General features: G+C 40.7%; 14 protein-coding genes. 7 read left to right on the forward strand and 7 right to left on the reverse strand.

The features are described 5' to 3' along the window. Positions 1-43: 43 nt before the first annotated feature. From ACO1XM_RS04600 to ACO1XM_RS04610, 3 genes are all read right to left on the reverse strand, one after another. Positions 44-805, reverse strand: coding sequence for an N-acetylmuramoyl-L-alanine amidase (locus ACO1XM_RS04600; protein WP_486226289.1), 762 nt, complete (start codon positions 803-805; stop codon positions 44-46). Between the two features lie 38 nt (positions 806-843). Beyond that, positions 844-1,863 carry a DUF2235 domain-containing protein gene (locus ACO1XM_RS04605; RefSeq protein ID WP_486226291.1) on the reverse strand — a complete coding sequence of 340 codons (1,020 nt, stop codon included), beginning with the start codon at positions 1,861-1,863 and terminating at the stop codon, positions 844-846. 570 nt (positions 1,864-2,433) lie between these two features. Next, a complete protein-coding gene (locus ACO1XM_RS04610) occupies positions 2,434-3,306 on the reverse strand; it encodes a M90 family metallopeptidase (protein ID WP_486226293.1) in 873 nt (290 codons plus the stop codon). 261 nt (positions 3,307-3,567) lie between these two features. Between ACO1XM_RS04610 and ACO1XM_RS04615 the strand changes: the two genes are divergently transcribed. Both ACO1XM_RS04615 and ACO1XM_RS04620 read left to right on the forward strand, forming a co-directional pair. Then, the gene (locus tag ACO1XM_RS04615; RefSeq protein WP_486226295.1) at positions 3,568-4,452 is read left to right on the forward strand and encodes a PAS domain S-box protein; all 885 of its coding nucleotides are present in this window, start codon (positions 3,568-3,570) and stop codon (positions 4,450-4,452) included. A 184-nt stretch (positions 4,453-4,636) separates the two neighbouring features. Beyond that, a complete protein-coding gene (locus ACO1XM_RS04620; RefSeq protein WP_486226297.1) occupies positions 4,637-5,728 on the forward strand; it encodes a PAS domain-containing protein in 1,092 nt (363 codons plus the stop codon). Positions 5,729-5,841: 113 nt separating this feature from the next. Here ACO1XM_RS04620 and ACO1XM_RS04625 read toward each other — a convergent pair whose 3' ends face one another. The 4 genes from ACO1XM_RS04625 to ACO1XM_RS04640 all read right to left on the reverse strand — a co-directional run bounded on the left by ACO1XM_RS04625 (position 5,842) and on the right by ACO1XM_RS04640 (position 12,127). After that, complete coding sequence (locus ACO1XM_RS04625; protein ID WP_486226299.1) at positions 5,842-6,198, reverse strand: DUF2200 domain-containing protein; 357 nt, start codon at positions 6,196-6,198, stop codon at positions 5,842-5,844. 146 nt (positions 6,199-6,344) lie between these two features. Next, the gene (locus ACO1XM_RS04630) at positions 6,345-7,853 is read right to left on the reverse strand and encodes a PQQ-dependent sugar dehydrogenase (RefSeq protein ID WP_486226301.1); all 1,509 of its coding nucleotides are present in this window, start codon (positions 7,851-7,853) and stop codon (positions 6,345-6,347) included. A gap of 108 nt (positions 7,854-7,961) precedes the next feature. Further along, positions 7,962-9,134, reverse strand: coding sequence for a helix-turn-helix domain-containing protein (locus tag ACO1XM_RS04635; RefSeq protein WP_486226303.1), 1,173 nt, complete (start codon positions 9,132-9,134; stop codon positions 7,962-7,964). Between the two features lie 53 nt (positions 9,135-9,187). Then, the gene (locus ACO1XM_RS04640) at positions 9,188-12,127 is read right to left on the reverse strand and encodes a ligand-binding sensor domain-containing protein (RefSeq protein WP_486226305.1); all 2,940 of its coding nucleotides are present in this window, start codon (positions 12,125-12,127) and stop codon (positions 9,188-9,190) included. A gap of 222 nt (positions 12,128-12,349) precedes the next feature. Between ACO1XM_RS04640 and ACO1XM_RS04645 the strand changes: the two genes are divergently transcribed. The 5 genes from ACO1XM_RS04645 to ACO1XM_RS04665 all read left to right on the forward strand — a co-directional run bounded on the left by ACO1XM_RS04645 (position 12,350) and on the right by ACO1XM_RS04665 (position 20,423). Then, positions 12,350-15,457 carry a SusC/RagA family TonB-linked outer membrane protein gene (locus ACO1XM_RS04645; protein WP_486226307.1) on the forward strand — a complete coding sequence of 1,036 codons (3,108 nt, stop codon included), beginning with the start codon at positions 12,350-12,352 and terminating at the stop codon, positions 15,455-15,457. 3 nt (positions 15,458-15,460) lie between these two features. Continuing rightward, positions 15,461-16,948 (forward strand): RagB/SusD family nutrient uptake outer membrane protein, encoded by a 1,488-nt coding sequence (locus tag ACO1XM_RS04650; protein ID WP_486226309.1) that lies wholly within the window; start codon positions 15,461-15,463, stop codon positions 16,946-16,948. Positions 16,949-16,970: 22 nt separating this feature from the next. After that, on the forward strand, positions 16,971-18,416 hold the full coding sequence (locus ACO1XM_RS04655; protein WP_486226311.1) for a hypothetical protein: 1,446 nt from the start codon (positions 16,971-16,973) through the stop codon (positions 18,414-18,416). A gap of 96 nt (positions 18,417-18,512) precedes the next feature. Next, complete coding sequence (locus ACO1XM_RS04660; protein WP_486226313.1) at positions 18,513-19,622, forward strand: glycoside hydrolase family 16 protein; 1,110 nt, start codon at positions 18,513-18,515, stop codon at positions 19,620-19,622. 30 nt (positions 19,623-19,652) lie between these two features. Beyond that, complete coding sequence (locus ACO1XM_RS04665) at positions 19,653-20,423, forward strand: glycoside hydrolase family 16 protein (protein ID WP_486226315.1); 771 nt, start codon at positions 19,653-19,655, stop codon at positions 20,421-20,423. Positions 20,424-20,425: the final 2 nt, after the last annotated feature.

Here is a 20,425-nt window from a genome sequence, read left to right on the forward strand (position 1 = left end):
TATTGTTCCTTGGATTTTGCAATTAATCCATTCTAATCCTTTGTTATTTTAAAATCACTTTATCCCAGCGGAAAGCCGGCCCGATATCCCATTTACCAGAAGCACGGAAATTAACATGACTCATAATGCACTTATATTTTTCCGGTTTCGCTATGTACTCATAGCGTAAAGGCTCCGGCAAAAAGGCAGCTTCAATTGAAGGGTACTTGGCTAATAACAAGCGTAATAATTTAGATAAGCTGTTATACTGTGCCTCAGTGAAGGTGGCATAATAACGTTGTTCTCGATAAGGTTTTGTCAGTTTTGTGTAGTAGGTGCTTTCGTCAAGGCTACAATACACGTCCTTGTCATTATAAGAAGTAACTAAGTTGTTTCCGATTTTTTTTAACCAGGCAATATTGCTTAGCTCAATACCAATGGATCGTTTGCTCATTTCTGTATTACCCCCAGATGCACCCTTACCCAGGTGGTACGACCAGTATGCATCGTCCCAAAGTTGATAGATAGCACCACCACGCCCAATCACATAAGCAACCGATACATCATTGCCAGGTTCGGTAAGTTTGGAGATATCCCCTTTTAAATACCCTGCAGTAAAATGAAGGACAATACGTTCTTTCGGAAATTTCTCTTTTATATAAAATGAATCATCTTTATTCTCCCGCACACAGTTTACTATTTTTATAGTATCTGTACTGCCTGGAATTGCAAGCGTATTGAGCTTGAGTTTAAATTTTTTTCCTTGTGCATCAATGCCGGTTGTGATGAAGGATTGTTCGTGTGTGGGAATACTGGTGGCTTTCATAGAGGATTCATTGGCTGTTACATAATTTCACATAAGACTCAGGTACGCTTTACATTCAGGGGTTGATAGTCTTTTATTTTGTTGATACGCTCCCATACCGTCTCGTGAATAGTGCCATCGCTAATGCTGCGTGGCGCTCCGGGCGTTAGCGAAAAAATTCCCTTTCGCGAATTGTATAAGGTGGCTGTTACATCTGGTTTCACATCTTGTGCAATCATTTGACGGTCGAAAGCAAGGCCCGTATTGCTGGCTTTTTCCAACATCCACAAGAGGGCAATATCTGCTAACCCCTCATCTGCATATCCACCACCTACATTGGAGTGTACACCGGCAAACCATTTTTGTTCCAGTACTTGCTCAAAATTGCGGTTGGTGGTATTGGTACTCTTCTGCCACAAGGTTGGTTTGAAGTTAGCGCGTTGCTCATCTACAGCAACGGCATGGTAAGCATTTTCGATAATGCTGCTTAAGGTGGTATCGTAAAAAGCATATTTCATTTTATTATACCACTGCAAAGCATTCAGGGGTATACCCAATGCACCTACTGTATCCCACACCCCAATAAATTTGATGCTGGAAACATCGTAGCTATTTTCCTGTCTGAATTTTTTCGCTTTTTCAGATTCAGGACCTGCCTTATGATCTCTGTAAAGTGCATAGGCTTCTGCAATCAGGTTGAGGTTAGACTTTTTTAAAATACCACATTTACGAATGAGTCCGCCCAGGCTACGGGCTGTGTAAGCGCCACGACTGAAACCGAAAAGATAGATCTCATCCTGAAAATCTTCACCTTGCTCATAATTCCACACGATGAACTGGTAAATATCAATGATGTTTTGATCGATGCCTTTTCCGGTAGCACCATGCAGTAAACGACTCACTATACTGCCCTCGGAACCGACACCTGCATCGTAGTACTTAATCTGTGTAATACCTGCAGCATCTCGCGACAAGATGTAATCAAAGGTTTTCTGCACGTTGGTACGAATAGGTTTTCCACCTGCTGTTTTATTGGGTTGATTCCAGGTACCATCGCTACAAGTAATAATGCGTTTCATAGTGAGCGGACGATTATGATCGAAGACTTTTATAAAATTGTAAAGGAAGGAGTGCCCTCAAAAAAGATGTTCTTGAGCCAGACAGGGTATTGAGTGTTTTCATCACCTTTAATTATGCTACTGAACTAAAGCCATGTAAAAAAAAACAATTACTGAAATCATGCATCCAGAACCTGCCGGGAACAGAACGTTATTGTTTTAATCGTGCAGTAAAATTCGAGTACTTGTGGCTTTGATCAAGGCAATAAAACGCAACTGACTTGCTATACGCTTTTGCTTGTTCTCAGCGAACTGAAATCTTCAAGGATTGTCATGGGATCAACCATCATTACCTGCACAACGTTTTTTTACTGAAATGAATTTAAGAAATTTGTTTGCATTACTCCAAACTTTTAAGCTGGAAGTTTTGCATTTTACAATTCCTTTTACGTTTTAATACCTCACTTAAGGTATAATTTCCAGTGCGATACCTTAAAATTAAGGTATACAGTTCTAGGGCATTTTGAGAAGCAGGAAAAGTTTGATGATGGTAATAAAGTGAATTAATTTCTCAAGCGACTGCCTTGGTCACTACTTGTTAAGGCAACACTTCTTAAATTTTAATCCACTTCCACAAGGGCATAAATCATTGCGTTGAATTTCCTTTTTAGGCAAGGATTTTATGGTGTAGGTATTTGCGATGTCCTGATTAAAGGCTTTTGCCAGCAAGGCATATAAGTCGGGGTGCTTTTCCTGCAATAAATGAGGGCGTTCAAAAAAATATTCCCCAAGTACGGCTAAAAATTCACGTTCATGCGTGGCCGCATAAGGATTGATATCCTTCTCCCCTCCATATATGGCTTCAGTCTTTTCGCGGATCAGGCGCAACCAGGGTAAGCTAAATTTCTTATGGGCCAGTGTGGCCGGAATACCATCAATACTTCCATCTTCTTTATCCAGTAAATGCACAAACTCATGGATGCCCACATTCTGTTTATCACTGTCATTGGCAAAACCTTGCCGCAATGCGGGAAGCGATAAAATCATTTTGCCTTCCATGGCACCACCACTCCCTACCATACCGGTGATGGTTTCTGCCTTACTGTTGATCGTATAGTCACTATCAAAAGATGCAGGATAAAGCAATACTTCATCCAGAAAAGTATAATCCCATTGTGGAAAACCAAAGACAGGAATGGCAGCACTACTGGCCACCAGTAATTTGTCTTCCAGCGTCACTTCGGTATTTACACCCGTGATACGGACATTTTTTAAAAAGCGGCTGATGTCATGTTCGAAGCGTTTTTTATCGATGGCAGCCAGGTTATGATAGAAGAGCACCTTCTGATCGAGCACAGATTTCCACGAAGGCGGGAATTCTATAAATTTTTCGTCTGCCTTCTGCTGGTGGTAAAACTTGTAGATAATAACTGCGGCAAAAACAAGAAGAAATCCCCAAAGCATAGTATGCAATATTAGTCGGATGCAATATAGTGTAAGCCTTTTACAGCATAAATATAAAAGTGCCTGCATTGGTGGCTAGCCTTGGGTTTAAATCAGGTCATAGGCTTATAGCATGAATTCACAAGCGTCTTCTTGGCAAGCTATGTCCCTTGTTATTATTAAAAAAGAACCGCATACGTTGATTAAGTTTATTTTCTATATTTGAGTAAACACTTTTGTCTATAGCCCACCGCAAGCCCCCAATTCAACACCATATTACTTATGAGCCCATCGCATAGCAGTTCTTTCGCTACGAAAGTTCTTTTACGACAATCCATTACTTCTGTCCGGTTAGTCATCGCTTTGTTTACCATCAGCTCCGTAGTTATTAAGCTCTTGTACAATCATTTTATGCCCGAGCTGGCAGATATCAATGTGCTGCGCTGGACAATTACCGGATTGGGTTGTGTGTTTTTTATAACTACTTACATACGCCATAAACGCGGTGTTGTGGTTGTATACTTTTCATTTTTTCTTTACTTGCTCACACTCATTTACCTGATTGCTTTTGTATTGATCAATCATTTTAACCCAAATACTGTAATCATCCTTATTCTGGTAGTCGGTGTAAGTACGATCGTGCTTAATAGTTTATTTTATTACGCTATACAGTCACTGGTTATTTTAGTGTCTTCCTTTTTCGCTTACATGAGTTATACGCTTGATAGTGGAAGTATGATGGCTTTGCTGAATTTAATTATTGCATTGGGTGCCTTTGGAATTGTAATATCAGTCAGACTTAATCTGATCACCAGTGTTCAGAATACACATGCCAATCTTGAAAAGCTTAATGTACTGTCAATTGTTGCTAACAAAGCCGGAGAAATTGTTTTTATAAGCCCTTCTGTTCATCAACTACTTGGCTACGATCCAAAAGATCTTGTAAAAGATGGTTGGTGGAGTTATCTGAACTTGCGCAATAGCTGGATAAACCGTGAGTACATTTTGAATTATCCCAATATTCTCCCGAAAGAAATTGTTTCTATTGAAACAAAAGTTATTACCAAAGATGGCAGAACAGTCTGGTTAAGCTGGGCTAACTCTATGTTGCCAAACGGAAACTACATGGGGGTGGCATTGGATATTACCAAATATAAGAATGCCTAATTCCTCTTTTGATCAAGCGCTCACCCATTGGGTTGATATACGCTTGCTGGACATCAGTGCGCTTCACTGTAGAGATTATTCTACACTTTACAGCGTTATAAAAATTTCTTTTTGAAATACATAGCCAATTGCTTCTTTTGCAATTCGGTATGATAATGGTTTAAGTTATGTACCAACACCATCTATGGACAAAGAAGTAGTAACTGAACTGAAAGAAATTAAAAAGCTTCTTGAACTTAATGAAGAGCTTGAGAATTACTTCCGAAATACCATTATACCGCAATTATTTATCGATGCCGACCTGGTGCTGAGGAAATTCAGCCCACCAGCCAATATGCATTTCAAATTAACAGCTGAGGATATCGGAAAATCTACACATGATATTCCTTCGCTCGCTAATTTACCTGGACTTATTGAATCTATTCAACAGGTGATTGCAAGCAATGAAGACATAGAAAAAGAAATACAAACCAATGATAAACGTTGGTTTCAAATGAACCTCCTACCCTACATTATCAAGAAGCAAAACATCACCAATGGTGCTGTAATCACTTTCATTGACATCACCGAACGCATTTCAGATAAAGAAGTTATTGAAAAAATAAATGCCGATCATGAAACGTTTATCTATTCTGTCTCTCACGACTTTCGTGGTCCGATAACCAATATGGTTTTATTGATTGACTTGTTAAAGACGGCCCTGACCAAAAAAGACGATCGTGAAATCGCTGAATTACTGGATACTATGCAGCGGTCTGCACAATCCATGGTCACCATCATCAATGAGCTCACAGAAATGGTTAAGGTTGGGGTTGATTCCAAAGACCGACCTGAAATGATAAACATAGCGCAGATTTTGGAAGAAGTAAAGTTCACTTTAAAGAATCAGATTTTCCAATCGCATGCCAAGATTACCACCAACCTGCAAGTACCTGTTTTATTATTCTCGAAAAAAAACATGCGAAGCATCCTCTACAATCTGCTAAGTAATGCCATAAAGTTTACAGCCAACAACAAAACACCAGAGATCCTGGTCAAAACGGAGGTACGTGAAGCGTATACCTTGCTGTCCATCAAAGATAATGGTATTGGTATTGAGGCAGAAAAACAAAAGGACATCTTTTCCATTTTTGAAAGACTGAAACCGCAAATAGAAGGAACCGGTGTTGGTCTTTTCATTGTAGACAAAATGGTCACTAACCAAGGTGGTAAGATTGAAGTAGAAAGTATCCTTGGCGAAGGCACAACCTTTAACATTTATTTAAAGCATGACTAGTCATGCTTTATTTTCTGTAATGGTTAATTTAGTTTTGTTATTTGATAAGGCACGAGATTATTAATTCCTATGAGATCATATTAATGCAGCATGTGCCGTTGGGATAGAAAAAATTATTTTCTCAAAATTTTCTCCATCACCTTCCCCTTGGCCAATTCATCAATCAGTTTGTCCAGATACCGTACCTTTTGTACAAGTGCATCTTCTATATCTTCTACACGGTACCCGCAAATAACCCCTGTAATTTTTGAAACATTGGGATTAAGTGCGGGTGCTTGATTAAAGAAGGTCTCGAAATCTACCTTGGCATCGATTTGCTTTTGCAATGTTTTTGCGTTGTAACCGGTTAGCCAGTAAATAATAGTATCTACCTCTTCTTTGGTGCGGCCTTTCTTCTCAGCCTTCGCTATGTAGTGCGGATAAACTCCGGCAAATGACATTCTGTAAACCCTCTCGTTGTGTGTGCTCATTGTAACATTCCTGCTTATCCAAAAACATTTTACGCTGATCTTAATCCATCACAGGATCATTATGTCAAATGTAAATATTTTTATACAACGAATAAAGATCCTGAATTTGCCGTCTATCTTATGATGGGGAATCAACACTTGCCATGTTACAATGCTCCATTTTTTATTCTTATCAATTTACCGTTTACTTCATCGGTAAGCAGATATAACTTGCCCATCGGACTCTGCGCTACTTTGCGTATTCTCAGCCGACTGTCGGTAAATAATTCTTCTACACTTTTTATAGTTTCACCCTCTATAACCAAGCGCCATACGCTGCCGCGTGATAAGCCACCCACCAGCAAGTTGTGGTTCCAGGTTGCAAATTCACTGCCCGAATAAAAATGTAAGCCTGTTGGTGCTACTGTTTGCAACCAAGACCAAACAGGATCTGTGTAATTGTTTCCGGGAATTGGCGTTGGCGCAAATTCAGCAAAACGGTATTTACCGGTTGTTTTCATTGGCCATCCATAATTGGCACCTGCTTTCAACACATTTATCTCATCACCCTGGTGAGTACCATGCTCGCTAAACCAAATTTTACCTGTACGGGGTTCAACGGTTAAGCCCTGTGATGCCCTAATGCCCATCGCATATAAACCGGGCTGTACTTTCGCACCAAAATCAGGGTTGTCTGTTGGAATTGTGCCGTCAGTATTAATCCGATAAATTTTTCCTCTTTTGTCTTCAGCATTCTGTGCAATCGGAAGGCTGGGTTCATCTTTTTCATTAAATAACCGTTCGCCAATAGTGAAGTACAATTTACCATCATTTCCAAAAACCATACCACCACCATAGTGAAAGCGTTCATAAGTATAGGGCTCCGCTACGAAAAGCACCTTGGTTTGCGTTAAAGATTCTCTTTCCAGGGTGGCCCTGATAATTTTAGTCGTTCTTCCTTTGGCCGCTTTGGCTGCATAAGAGATGTAAACATATTTGTTATTTTTAAAATCAGGGTCAAGCAGAATTTCAAACTTCCCTGTATTATCGCCAAAGCCACCGAGGCTATCTTCCAGGTCTGTCGGGAAACCCTTTATCTTAATCTTTTCGCGGGTCAGTAAATTGAATTTAATAAGGTCACCCTCCTTCTCTGAAATCAATGCTTCATCCTCCGATAAAAAGGCAATGCTCCAGGGGCGTTTCAGTCCATCGGTAATCACCTCTTTCTGCGGCAGTATAACATTGATATCAAAAGTCTTGTGCGGTGTTCGGGTGGAAATTTTATCGGCAATCACCCAGCCTTCTTTGGTTTTCATCAGGTTGAAATAGTCCGTGAATAAATCACGCTTTGTGCTGATTTCTACTTTTGCACTTCCCATATTGTTGGTAATGTCCAGTGACACGATGCGCGTGGTTAAACCATCTGGTGCCGGGTGGGGCTTAAAAAAACTGAGATATTGATTTCTTGAAAACTCGACAAACTGACCATCCCGGTAATTCTTTAAACGGCAGGAAGCATGCATCGCCTTTCCTACTTTGGTAGTATCCCCCGTGGCCCATCCATCAAAATACAGTTGTATAGTTTGTTCTATTAGCTGCCTTTCTGTAGCCCTCTCCTGCGAAAAAACAGAAAGCGTTATAAGACATAAGCAGACAGTTAAAATTATATTCTTCATTTTAAAGGGTTGTTTTGCTATCAAAATGAAACCGCTTCATTTTGCTTCACAAAATTGAAGTATACTTTAGAGATGAAGTTGCTAAAAACCGGGATCAGTACTCCGATTTTATAAATCCGGAGTAACAGTCTGCTGATAAGTGCTGGGAGTCAGTCCTTTAATTTTTTTAAAGGCTGCGAAAAATGTAGAGGTTGAATTAAACCCTACCTCATTACCAATGGCCTCTATGGTCAGGTTTACTCTTTTGGCGAGCAGTGTACAGGCTTCATTAATCCGGTATTCGTTTACAAAAACAGAAAAATTCTTCTCCAGATTATCGTTTAATATCTGCGATAGTTGGTGCGGAGAAACGCTGAGTTCTTTGGCCAGGTCATTAACTTTCAGGTTAGGGTTTTTGAAGAGTTCTTTTTCTGTCATTATTTTTTGTAAGCGCACAATAAGGTACTGTGCCTCTTTATCACTAATTTTCTTGTCCTGATACTTTTGATTACTGAAAGACGATAGGTCAGTAGTTTTTCTACGATAAAGTAGTATAAACACAACGAGGTAAATAATCAGGGAAAAATAAAGTGCGCTATTAATATAACTACCCCTACTCAGATTCAGGTAAGCCCAAACATAGGATATAAAGAGTAACAAGACAGCACCACAAACAGTCAATACCCATTTCTCATATGTTTTCAGACGCTCTCTTCTGACTATTTTTTTGAGTATGGGTATTAACAAAATAATGGAAAAAGCAATGTATAATCCCCATTGTAAATAAATAAGCGGGATAAATAATTGTCCCCAGTGCTGTGGAAAGTTTTCATAAGGATAAATAAGACCTGCACCAAGAATTAAGAGCAACCAGACAAAGAGCTGCCCTATCCATGTTCTCGGCATGCGAATAATTTGACCGACTTCAGATTTTACGAAGAAATACAAAAATGGACCTATAAAAAAACAAGCCGTTAAGCCCACCTGCAGGTATATTCTTGGTAAATTATAATCAAAGAAATAAGCAACTGACTTACCTATTCTAAGGCTAAGCATGATCAGCAGAGCTCCCAGTAGGTAATTGGATAAATATTTTTTAGGTGTAAAGAAGATGAAATAAACTCCCAGAATAAGTCCGTTAAATGCACCTAAACTACTAAAAAAGAAGAGTGCTTTATGCTGAAAGTCCATGCTATACCTGATCTTTTCTATATAGCCAAATATACAAGGAATGTTTTGAGATTGTTTGCCTTGCTTAAGCTTCTTCGCAGCTGATGGCGTGCGTTTATGCAAAGCATGCATGGCGTGACTTTATTTTCTGACTACCGTCACGAAGCTTTTATCACATCTACAACTCAGAAGCCAAGGATATACTCCTGGAGATTTATGCTACGGTCTAATTGCAATTTTTTACGAAGTCTGTAACGACTGATTTCAACACCGCGTACGGAAATGTGCAGGAGCTGAGCGATTTCTTTAGTGGAAAGGTTCATTCGCAAATAGGCACTCAGTTTAATTTCCTGCGGACTGAGGTTAATGTGCGTAGCTTTAAATCGCTTGGAGAAATCCCCATGCACCCTGTCAAAATGAATTTGAAAATGTTCCCAATCGCTGTCAGTGGAAATGTTTTCTTCAATTTCTTTTACGATTTTATTCAGCTCCTTTTGAACATCGGCATTTTTTTCGCGCTTGATAATGGCACTTAAATTGGTTTTAATACCAGATATAAATTCATTTTTATTTAGCAGGTGAAAAGTAGAGGTGCCTAATTCCTTATTGATGTGCATCAACTCTGATTCCAGTTTCTCATTCTGGAGCCGGTTAATTTCTTCAAGCGATTGTTGGGAAATTTTTTCAATTTCATTCTCCTTTCTAATCAATTCTTTCTTTTGTTTCAAGCGCATCATTTGCTGTGCCCGTTTATACTTTCTGTCAATAGTCAGGAAAGCCACAATCAATAAAGCAACAGTTGCTGTAATGTAGGCCGCAATGGCTAATAGAGATCTGTACCAGGGAGGCTGAATATAAAAGGTGTAGCTCGACTCACTGCTTAGCTGACCGTTTATATTTTGCGCCCTTACATGAAATACATAACGTCCTTCACGCAGGTTGGTATATTCTTTTTGTGAGGTACTTGTCCAGTCCGACCAGTCTTTCTCAAAATTTTCAAGGAAGTGTTGGTATTGAATTTCACTGCCCTCATAGGTTGTGGCTGCGTACCGAAAGTGTATGGAGTTTTGAGCAAATGATAGTTTAATGATTTCTTTCTTATCTGATTCATCCCCTTTTATTTCATTCCCGAAATAAAGTACAGAATCCTGGCCACTGTTTACAATGGTAACCCTGCGTATCAGGGTCTGAAAGCGAAAATCCTTAGGGGGTTCCTTCTTGGGATCATAATGAATAAAACCTTCCTTCGAACCAAAGAGTACTTCATTGTTACTCAATACATGTAAATTCTCTAGATCATCATTCAGAAAACTTCTGATCCTGTTAAAGGAGTTACTCTCCAGTATATACTCTCCCACCGTGTTTCTTTTCAACACCCCTACCTTGTCGCTACCGATAAAATAGATGTTACCATAAGAGTCTTCACGCATCATCCATATTTGTGCCCGTGGTCCTAAAAGTTTCGCATAAAAGTTGTCATTGATAAAAGCATCAGCCGAAGGTTCATATTTATACAAACCATATTCACTGGTGAAGGTCAACTCATTCCGGATAGAGAATACATTGATCAGATTATTAGAAGGAAAGCCTTTGTTGGTGGCATAATAAGTAACCTTGTGCAGGCTATCCTGCTTTAGTAATATTTTGAATGCGCCCTTGTAGCCATGTGTAATCCACAAATCACCAGACCTGTCAAACTCCATTACCCGTGACGACTCAGAGAAGCCCTGAAGCTTCTTCGCGTACTTCCAATGGCCTCCCTCTTTTTTAAATAGCTGAAGCCCATTATACAAACCACCAACCATCAAATTTTGATCGGCAGGAATATTGACAAATATCCAGGCACCTGGTTCATCTGAAATCCGTTTACTTTGCAAACCATCTATACGGTAGGCTCCGGTATGGTGGCCTATTAGTAAGTCATTATCGTACCTGCCAATGTGATATACCTGGCCTCTGGTACCTTCCACCAATTGCGGTGCTTGTAAGGGATTGTTCACATTTTTGACGAACAAGCCATTATTTGTACCCAGGTATAGTTTATTTTCTGTAAGTAAGGCCGCATAACCTGTGCCGGGTAATCCGCTTTGCTCATTCACATGACTGAAGGGCGACCCCAGTTCTACATAGGAAATACCATTATTTTGCCCTATCCATAAGTTACCCAGGTCGTCTTCGTACAGGCTTAAAATGGTTCTGTTCTGCAGGCCTTTGCCATTAGAAAGTTCCATTAACAAGTCGCCAGCAGCGCTTACCAATAGCAGACCGTTGTTTTGTGTGCCAATCGCCACGTTACCATTACGCAATAGCAGCATACAGTTAACTATGGATTCTTTAAATCGCTGTTGCAATACTTTTGTCCAAGGCTTTATCTGATTGTTTTCCCACTGAAAAATGCCGTCCTGAAAAGTGCTGATGAGTATCTTGTCTTTAGACAGGGCCTGCATGGCAGATATACTTCTCTTCGCAAAAAAATCTCCTTCCGGTATCAATTGCAGTTTTTCTCCCGCCAATCGTGATAAACCATTATTCTTCTCTAAAACATAAACCTGACGGTTAACATAAAAAGACAGTTCTAAGGGATATGCAGACTCCACAAGTACAAAACCTGTAGGGGTGTAGATGTAGATTCTTCCAAATGTGCAAAAGAAGACTTTGTCCTGATCGATGAATACACTCCAGGCCTCATCAAAATTTCGCACCGTACTCGGCAAGCTGTCGGCCAATGAAGTATAGACCAGCCTGCCCTGATCATCGGGGTAAAAAAAACCGAAGTCACCCTGACAACCCACATATATCTTGCCATCGCTGGACAGGGCTACACTTCGCATTTTACTGCCATTACGCGTGCGGTAAGTCTCCCATTCATGGCCATCGTATTCCAATAAACCATAATTATTGGCCAAATAGATAACCCCACGTTTGTCTTGAGCAATGTCCCAGTTCTGAATGCCAGCCTTATATTGCTGAGGGCTATAGTTCTTGATAAAAGGAAGGCCATTGAGGCTGTTTTGCGCCTTTATAGCAAGGTTTGAACTGATTATCAGGGCAATTGTTAAAAGAAGAGCGCTATTAAAAGAGCGCAAAAGCTGGCAGTACCGTATGTAGCATTGTGAAATTAACATTGTAGTAGCTAATATATAGTAAAATCAGCGAATTCAGCAAAATTTAAAAGAAATGGTAGCTGATGATGTATTTTTGATGTAGCCGTTTGAGGGACACGTAGTAGTATTGATGAGGTAAAAAAATTGAAATACCCCGAAGTAAACTTGATGTTTGTTGGACAATCACAAACGATTGCGATAAACAACCATTGCAAACAAGTGCAACAAACTAAACCACAATCTATGAAAGTAAAGTTACTGATCTTGTTCACCGTCTTCTCCCTGTTTGCCCAGGCCCAAAGCCAGGTAAAGGGTAAGGTCGTAGACGAAGGCGGAATGCCCCTGCCTGGTGTCAATGTATTGATTAAAGGAAGTTCGCAGGGTACTGTTACCGATGCTTCAGGTGCATTTACACTGGCAAACATTAATAACAATGAAACACTGGTGATCAGCTTCATTGGTTATGCAACACAAGAAGTTGTTTATACAGGTCAAACGGAATTAACCGTTCAGATGACCTTAGATATAACAGCCCTGCAGGAAATTGTAGTGGTGGGTTATGGTACCTCTACTGTTAAGGAGCTTACAGGTTCTGTAACTTCTGTAAAGGCAAGTGAATTAATGGCGCTAAACCCTCAGCGTATCGATCAAGCCTTACAGGGTCAGGCAGCTGGTGTGCAGATTTCAACTGCTTCTGCTTCTCCGGGTGGTGCTCTCAATATTCGTATCAGAGGATTATCTACCAATGGTGATAACAATCCTCTAGTATTGGTAGATGGTGTACCCTATAGCACAGATGGTTTAAATGCGTTGAATCCTTCTGATATTGAGTCAATAAACGTATTGAAAGATGCGAGTGCCGGTATTTATGGTGTAAGAGCTGCCAACGGTGTTATTATTATTACCACCAAACAAGGCAAGAAAAATACGAAAACAAGCCTGGATTTCAGCGGTTACTCTGGTATACAAAGCACCACGAAGAAACTGAACTTGTTGAATGCTTACGAATATGCCGTATTAAAGAACGAAGCCTTCGCGGCCGGTGGTCAGCCTATTCCATTTAATAATGTAAACATTGGTGATGGCACTGATTGGCAAGACGAACTTTTTCAGCAATCCCCTATTCAAAACTATAATTTGAATATCAGTGGTGGAACAGATAAGAGCACTTACTCTATTGGTGGTTCATACTTCGATCAGGAAGGTATTGTGGGTGGTGATAAAGCAACCTACAGCCGATACAACGCACGTATCAATTTCACTACGGAGATTGTTCCTAAACTTACCTTGCAGAACGTATTGCTCTATACACATGAAAAGCGTAAGACTTTACCAGAATCAGGTATAGGATCTGTTCTGTATAATACAGTAAATGCTTCACCTGCCAACACCATTCTACAGCCTGATGGAAGCTACACTTACCTGGAGGAATTCAGTGACATCATTAACCCATTTGCCCAAATGGCAAATACCTTTAATGATACCAAGGTTAATAAAATTGTTGGTAAGCAAGAGCTTACTTATAAGATCAATGATAATTTCGAAGTTACCGGACGCATCGGTTATAACTATGCGATTGTCGGATCAAAAACTTTTAATCCATTAGTTTACTATGGAAATGGCAAGGCACAGAACTCTGTGAACAACCCTGCTTTGATTCCTGATTCTGTTACACTCTTCTCTAAAACAGTAAATGGTGTAGAAGTTACTTACAAAGTACCGCGCACCAGTAATGTTACTGAATCGCAACAGATTTACTTTAACTACAACGCTGAAGCTTTCTTAAACTATAATAAGGTATTCAACGATGTGCATTCAGTAAAAGGAACGCTTGGAACTTCATTTATCGAAGACAACAGCGAAGGACTTTCAGCTACTGCCTTTACAATCCCTTATAACTCTCCGGCATTTGGAGACATCTCTATTGCCGATGGTAATAACTTATTAAGAAGTAATTCATCATTCCAGAGCAGAAGTCGCTTACAATCTTTCTTCTTAAGGGCTGAATACGGTTATCAGGGAAAATACCTGGTATCTGCACTGATCCGCAGAGATGGATCTTCTAACTTCGGTGCAAACAATCGTTTTGGTTATTTCCCCGCTGTTTCTGCAGCATGGGTAGCATCTGAAGAATCTTTCTTTAATTCAAGTCTGATTGAGTTTTTAAAGGTAAGAGCTAGTTTTGGTGTAGCCGGTAATGATAAAATCGGTTTATTCCGTTACAGAGCCCTCTTGAACGGTGAAGGTGTTTATCCATTCAATAATCAGCTAGTTACAGGTGTGGCCATTGGTGCTTTTGGTAACCAGGATTTGAAATGGGAAACAACAAAGCAAAGCAATTTTGGCGTGGATCTGTCTTTGCTTGGTGGCAAGGTGGATGTTACGGCTGACTACTACATTAAAGCAACCAGCGATTTATTGTTTACGCCTGATATCTCGGCAGTCGTAGGTCCCTACGGAGCCGGCAGCAGCCCTCCAGTAGTAAATGGTGGAGATGTAAGAAACAGCGGTCTTGAATTCTTGATTACTTACCGCAACAAAATTGGTGAAAATCTTAATTTCAGCATTGGCTATAACCTTACCACCATCAAGAATGAAGTTACAGCCTTGCAACAGGGCGTTGACTTCTATGAGTTTGGTGGCTTTGGTGTAGGTGGTGGAACTGCTACACGTATGCAGGTAGGTTATCCTATTGGTTATTTCTTTGGTTACAAAACTGAAGGCGTTTATCAAAGTGCACAGGAAGTTACCGAGCGTGGTGTAACCCAGGCAGGTGCAGAAGCTGGCGATTTGCGCTATGCTGACATCAGTGGTAACGGAAGCATTAACTTCAGCGATGACTCTGATAAAACCATGCTTGGTTCAGCAATCCCCGATGTAATTATGGGACTTAATCTTGGCGTGAACTATAAAGGTTTCGATTTTTCAGGACTCTTATATGCCTCTATCGGTAATGAAATATTAAGAAACTACGAACGTGATCAGCCTTTGGCTAATCAACTGGCTTACCGCATCAACCGCTGGACAGGTGAAGGTTCTACCAACGAACATCCTCGTTTGACTACGGCACCGACCAGAAACAACGTATTGTCTGATTATTTTGTTGAAGATGGTTCATTCCTTCGTATTAAAAATATTCAGCTTGGTTATACACTTCCTTCCAGTGTAAGTCAGAAGATTGGTGCTAACAAATTACGCATCTATGTTTCTGCTAATAACCTGGCTACGTTTACAAAATACATGGGCTACGATCCTGACTTCTCTTCTGGCAGTCCTTTAACTGGGGGTGTTGATCAGGGTGTTTATCCTCAATCAAAAATTTTCATGGCAGGTTTCAATCTAAATTTTTAAAACATGAAACTATTTATAAGAACTATATTACTAGCAACCGGTATCAGCCTGGTTTCATTCAGCTGCGATGACTTCGTTGATATTGATCCTTACTATGCACAGGATGCAGAGAACTACTTTAAAAGTCCTGATGATTACCAACGTGCCTTGGTTGGCGCATACGATTTAATGCAAACCTCTTACCTGGATATCTGGATTGGTGAAATTGCTTCGGACAACGCTATTGCCGGGGGCGAAAGTGTTACCGACAGTGAAGGTCTTCATCAAATAGATGCCATGACGCATGGTGGCGTTAATACTGAATTAAGAAGTTTATTCAGATGGATGTATGCAGGTATCGCACGTGTTAACTACATCTTCGAAAATAAAGACAAACTTGATTTTGAAGGCAAAGACAGAATTTTAGCAGAAGCTCATTTCTTGCGCGCTTACTACTACTTCGAATTGGTTAAATTCTTTGGAGATGTTCCTTTAGTGGTAGACAGAAGACTTTCTGCTACAGAGGTTTCAGGCTTAGCAAGAACACCAAAAGCAGAAGTGTATACGCAAATCCAGAATGATTTAATTGCCGCAGCCAATGTGTTGGGATGGACAACCTCTGTAAAGGGTAGAGTTACCAAAGGCGCAGCACTATCATTGCTTGGAAAGGCTTACCTCTATCAAGATAAGTTTACAGAAGCAGCAACTACCCTTGATCAGGTAATTAATGAAGGCCCTTATGCCCTAGTTAGTGATTTCACTACGATGTTTCGCTCTGCCAATGAAGGAAGCAGCGAGACTGTTTTTGATATTGAATATGTAGGCACTGAAGGTGGTAGCTATGGTTGCTTTGTTTGCCTGGAAGGTTTTGCCGCGGTAGGTTTCCATGGTATTCGTCAATACGAAGGACCAACCTACACCAGTGGTAATAGCTACAACTTGCCTACACAGGATTTAGTTGACGAGTTTGAAACTGGTGATCCTCGTTTACCTGCTTCTATCCTTGACATTGAAGCCTTTAAAACAGCCCAGCTTCCTGTTGTAGTAAAATATGGTGTTGGTGGTGGTGGCCATACTGGCTACTTCAATAACAAGTATTTGAAAAGACTGGATGAACCCAGTGCAGGTGATGATGACTTAACCAGCCCGATGAACCACAAAGTAATTCGTTATGCTGATGTGTTGTTAATGGCTGCTGAAGCACATAATCGCAAGGCTGCACCTAATGATGCCCTGGCACTGCAATATTTAAACGAAGTAAGACAGAGACCATCGGTGAATATGCCTGCAGTAAACGCTACAGGTGCTGCTCTGACACAAGCCATCTGGCACGAACGCAGGGTTGAGCTTGCTGGTGAGGGTTTGCATTTCTTTGACTTGGTAAGAACCGGAAGAGCCGCTGCACAAATAACTGGTTTCACAACTAACAAGAACGAGTTGTTTCCATTACCGCAGGATGAAATTGATCTGGCTGCTGCCGGTTGGTCACAAAACATAGGTTACAATAATTAATTGAACTTAGCTGTAATACATTATGAAAAAGATACTATATACGTTACTGTGGTTTGTTTGCCTGCAAACAGTTATCACAGCCTGTAAAGAAGATGACCCGCAATTGGGTCCTGCACCCAGTGCAGCCGATGTTACATTCACTTTTGCATACGATGCATCAAATCCTAATATTGTTCGCTTCACCAATACATCTACCGTTGGCTTCAAACCCATCTGGGATTTTGGAAACGGTGTAACCTCAACAGCCAATGAGGTAACAGTGCCTTATCCGGTTGAAGGAGATTATGAGGTTAAATTAACCTTGCTTACCTCCGGTGGTATCGCCAGCAATTCTCAAGTGGTTAACATTGCAGAAACAAATCCTCTCATGTTAGACATACCGTCTTATAACATGCTGACGGGTGGTGTTAATGCCGCTAATGGCAAGACCTGGATCATTGATAAAGAAACACCCGGACATTTAGGCGTGGGCCCTAATGGTGGTGCTATACCTGGTGAATGGTATTCCGCTGCTCCTTTTGAAAAGGAGAACAGGAACTTCTATGACGATGAGATGACTTTTAAATTGGATGGATTTACCTATACGCATGTTGTCAATGATTTCTTTTATGCAAATGGTGGCTACGGTGCCTCATTGCCTGGTGCCGTTCAAGAGCCCGGTGGTGGTGATTTCTTTGCTCCCTGGACACCTCAAACCAGCACCTGGAGCCTTTCAGACAACGATGATGGTACTTTCAGACTTACTGTATCTAACCCAGAATTTATTGGATACTACCATGGCGCAACAGCCTATACCATTGTTTCACTATCCAATGACGAGATGTTAATTAAGTCTGTTGACCCCAATGGTGGTGATCCTTGCTGTACCTGGTACCAGCGCTTAATCAGAAAAGGCTTTACCAGACCGGTAACACCTCCAGATCCACCAGAATATAAAATTGAAGACATCGAAGACAATTTCCAGGCTGCTTCAGTTATAGCCTATGTGAATGACGGTGGTGGTTCCTTGGCCACCAACTACGATAACCCTGCTCCTATTGGTGCAAACACTTCTTCTAAAGTAGCTATGTATGTGAAAGCAAATGGTGCTGCTTCGCAGTTTGCCAATGTGCAGATCAGACTTAACTACAAAATGGACATTACAACACGTAATAAGTTTAAATTGAAAGTGTTTATTCCAAGCTATAATGATTATACAACGCAAGGCGGAGAACCTTGGCAGTCTTATAATACCTTACAGAAACAAGTAGCACTTAAACTACAAAATCGCGACCTGGCAGGCAATGCTTACACTACGCAGGCTGAAGTGAAGTTCGCTAATCTTGAAACTGACAAGTGGATTGAATTAGAATTTGATTTCAGTGCTTTCAGTGACCGTACTGATTTCGACCAGATTGTTATACAATTGGGTGGTGAAGCAATTCATACAGGCGGTATCTTCTTTATCGATGATCTGGAGTTATTATAACACTTATCACGTATGTATTCCTGAAATTTAATTTTAATGATAACTGTCGTTCTTTTAAAATGAGAACGACAGTTATTGTTCTTTAACTACACGATAATGAAAATTGTATACGTTTTGTTGTTCTTTCTTTCTTCTGTGCTCTTGCTTGCTTGTGATGATGAGAAAGAGAATGGCAAATTGCTTCTGCCCTCTGATTTAGTTGTAACGGTAACCAGTACACCTGGTTCAGGTATTGTATCCATTGAAGCCAATGCAGTCAATGCAAATTTCTATACCATCTACTTTGGAGAAGCAACCAATGAAACCCCCGTTAAGTCAAATGATGGTAAGGCTTCTTACACTTACGCAAGCGCAGGTACCTTTACCATAAAGGTGCAGGCCAATGCTACGGTTACACAATTCATTGAAGAGGAAAAAGAAGTGACCATTGTGCTGAACAACGGTGCCCTGGTGATACCAACCACTGGCTACACCTCCCCAAGCAGCTATGATGGACTCACACTCGTGTGGGAAGATAATTTTTCAGGTACTGAGCTCAATAATGCTGATTGGTCATATGAAACAGGAAGAGGCAGTAATGGCTGGGGCAATAACGAACTGCAATTCTATCGTCAGGAAAATACTTCTATTGTTGATGGCCATTTAGTCATCACCGCTAAAAAGGAGAATTTCAGTGGTGCTGAGTATACTTCATCAAGGCTCATTACGAAGGATAAGAAATCTTTTCAGTATGGTCGTGTGGATATCCGCGCTGCCCTGCCGAAAGGGCAAGGCATCTGGCCTGCATTCTGGATGTTGGGCGCTAACTTCTCTACTGTAGGCTGGCCTAAGTGCGGTGAGATTGATATTATGGAAATGGTCGGTGGCGCAGGTAAGGATAACACCGTGTACGGAACCTTGCATTGGGATAACAATGGTTCCAATGCCTGTACTTGCGGAGATGCCGGATATACGATCCCTACAGGTTCGCTTGCCGATGAATTTCATGTATACTCCATTGTTTGGACAGCCGATAAAGTAACCTGGTATGTTGATAATGTTGTGCATCATGAAATAGACACACGCCCTGCAGAGATGAGTGAATTTGATGCTTCTTTCTTTCTGATTTTTAATATCGCTGTGGGAGGTAACTGGCCTGGCAATCCAAATGCTTCTACGCAATTTCCTCAGCGTTTAATCGTGGATTACGTGCGCGTGTTTCAGTAATTGATTTAAAACATATTTAAAAAAATACACATGAGAATTGTCATCGTGACATTGCTCACAGTACTTGCTTTTGCCTCTTGCAAGCCAAAGTTAGTGTGGAGCGATGAATTTAATAATAATGGAGCACCGGATTCAAGCAAGTGGAATTATGATCTGGGAGCCAATAACGGCTGGGGCAACAACGAGCAACAAGCTTACACAAAAGCTGCTAAAAACGTAAGGGTTGAAAACGGGAACCTGATCATTGAGGCACTGCGCGATTCTGTAGAAGGAAAACCTTTTAGTTCTGCCAGAATCATTTCTAAAGGCAAAGGCGATTGGTTGTATGGCCGAATTGAAGTCAGGGCTAAATTACCCTATGGCAGAGGTACATGGCCTGCCATATGGATGTTGTCTACAGATTGGGAATATGGCGGATGGCCATCCAGCGGTGAGATCGACATCATGGAACATGTAGGCTACAATCAAGGCTCTGTGCATGGTACAATTCACACAGAATCGTATAACCACATTAAGCGCACAGAAAAATCAGGGCAGTTGCTTATACCCGATGTTGCGGACACTTTCCATACCTATGCTGTTAATTGGACTAAAGACAAAATAGAATTTTTCGTTGATGACAAACTCTATTATACCGCAAACAGAAACGATAATGATACTTATAAAGAATGGCCCTTTGACAAACGTTTCCACTTACTCATGAATATTGCAGTGGGTGGCAACTGGGGCGGTAAAGAAGGTATCGATGAATCTATCTGGCCTCAAAGAATGGAAATTGACTATGTGCGTGTTTACCAATAATT

This window comes from Chryseotalea sp. (assembly GCF_057350905.1).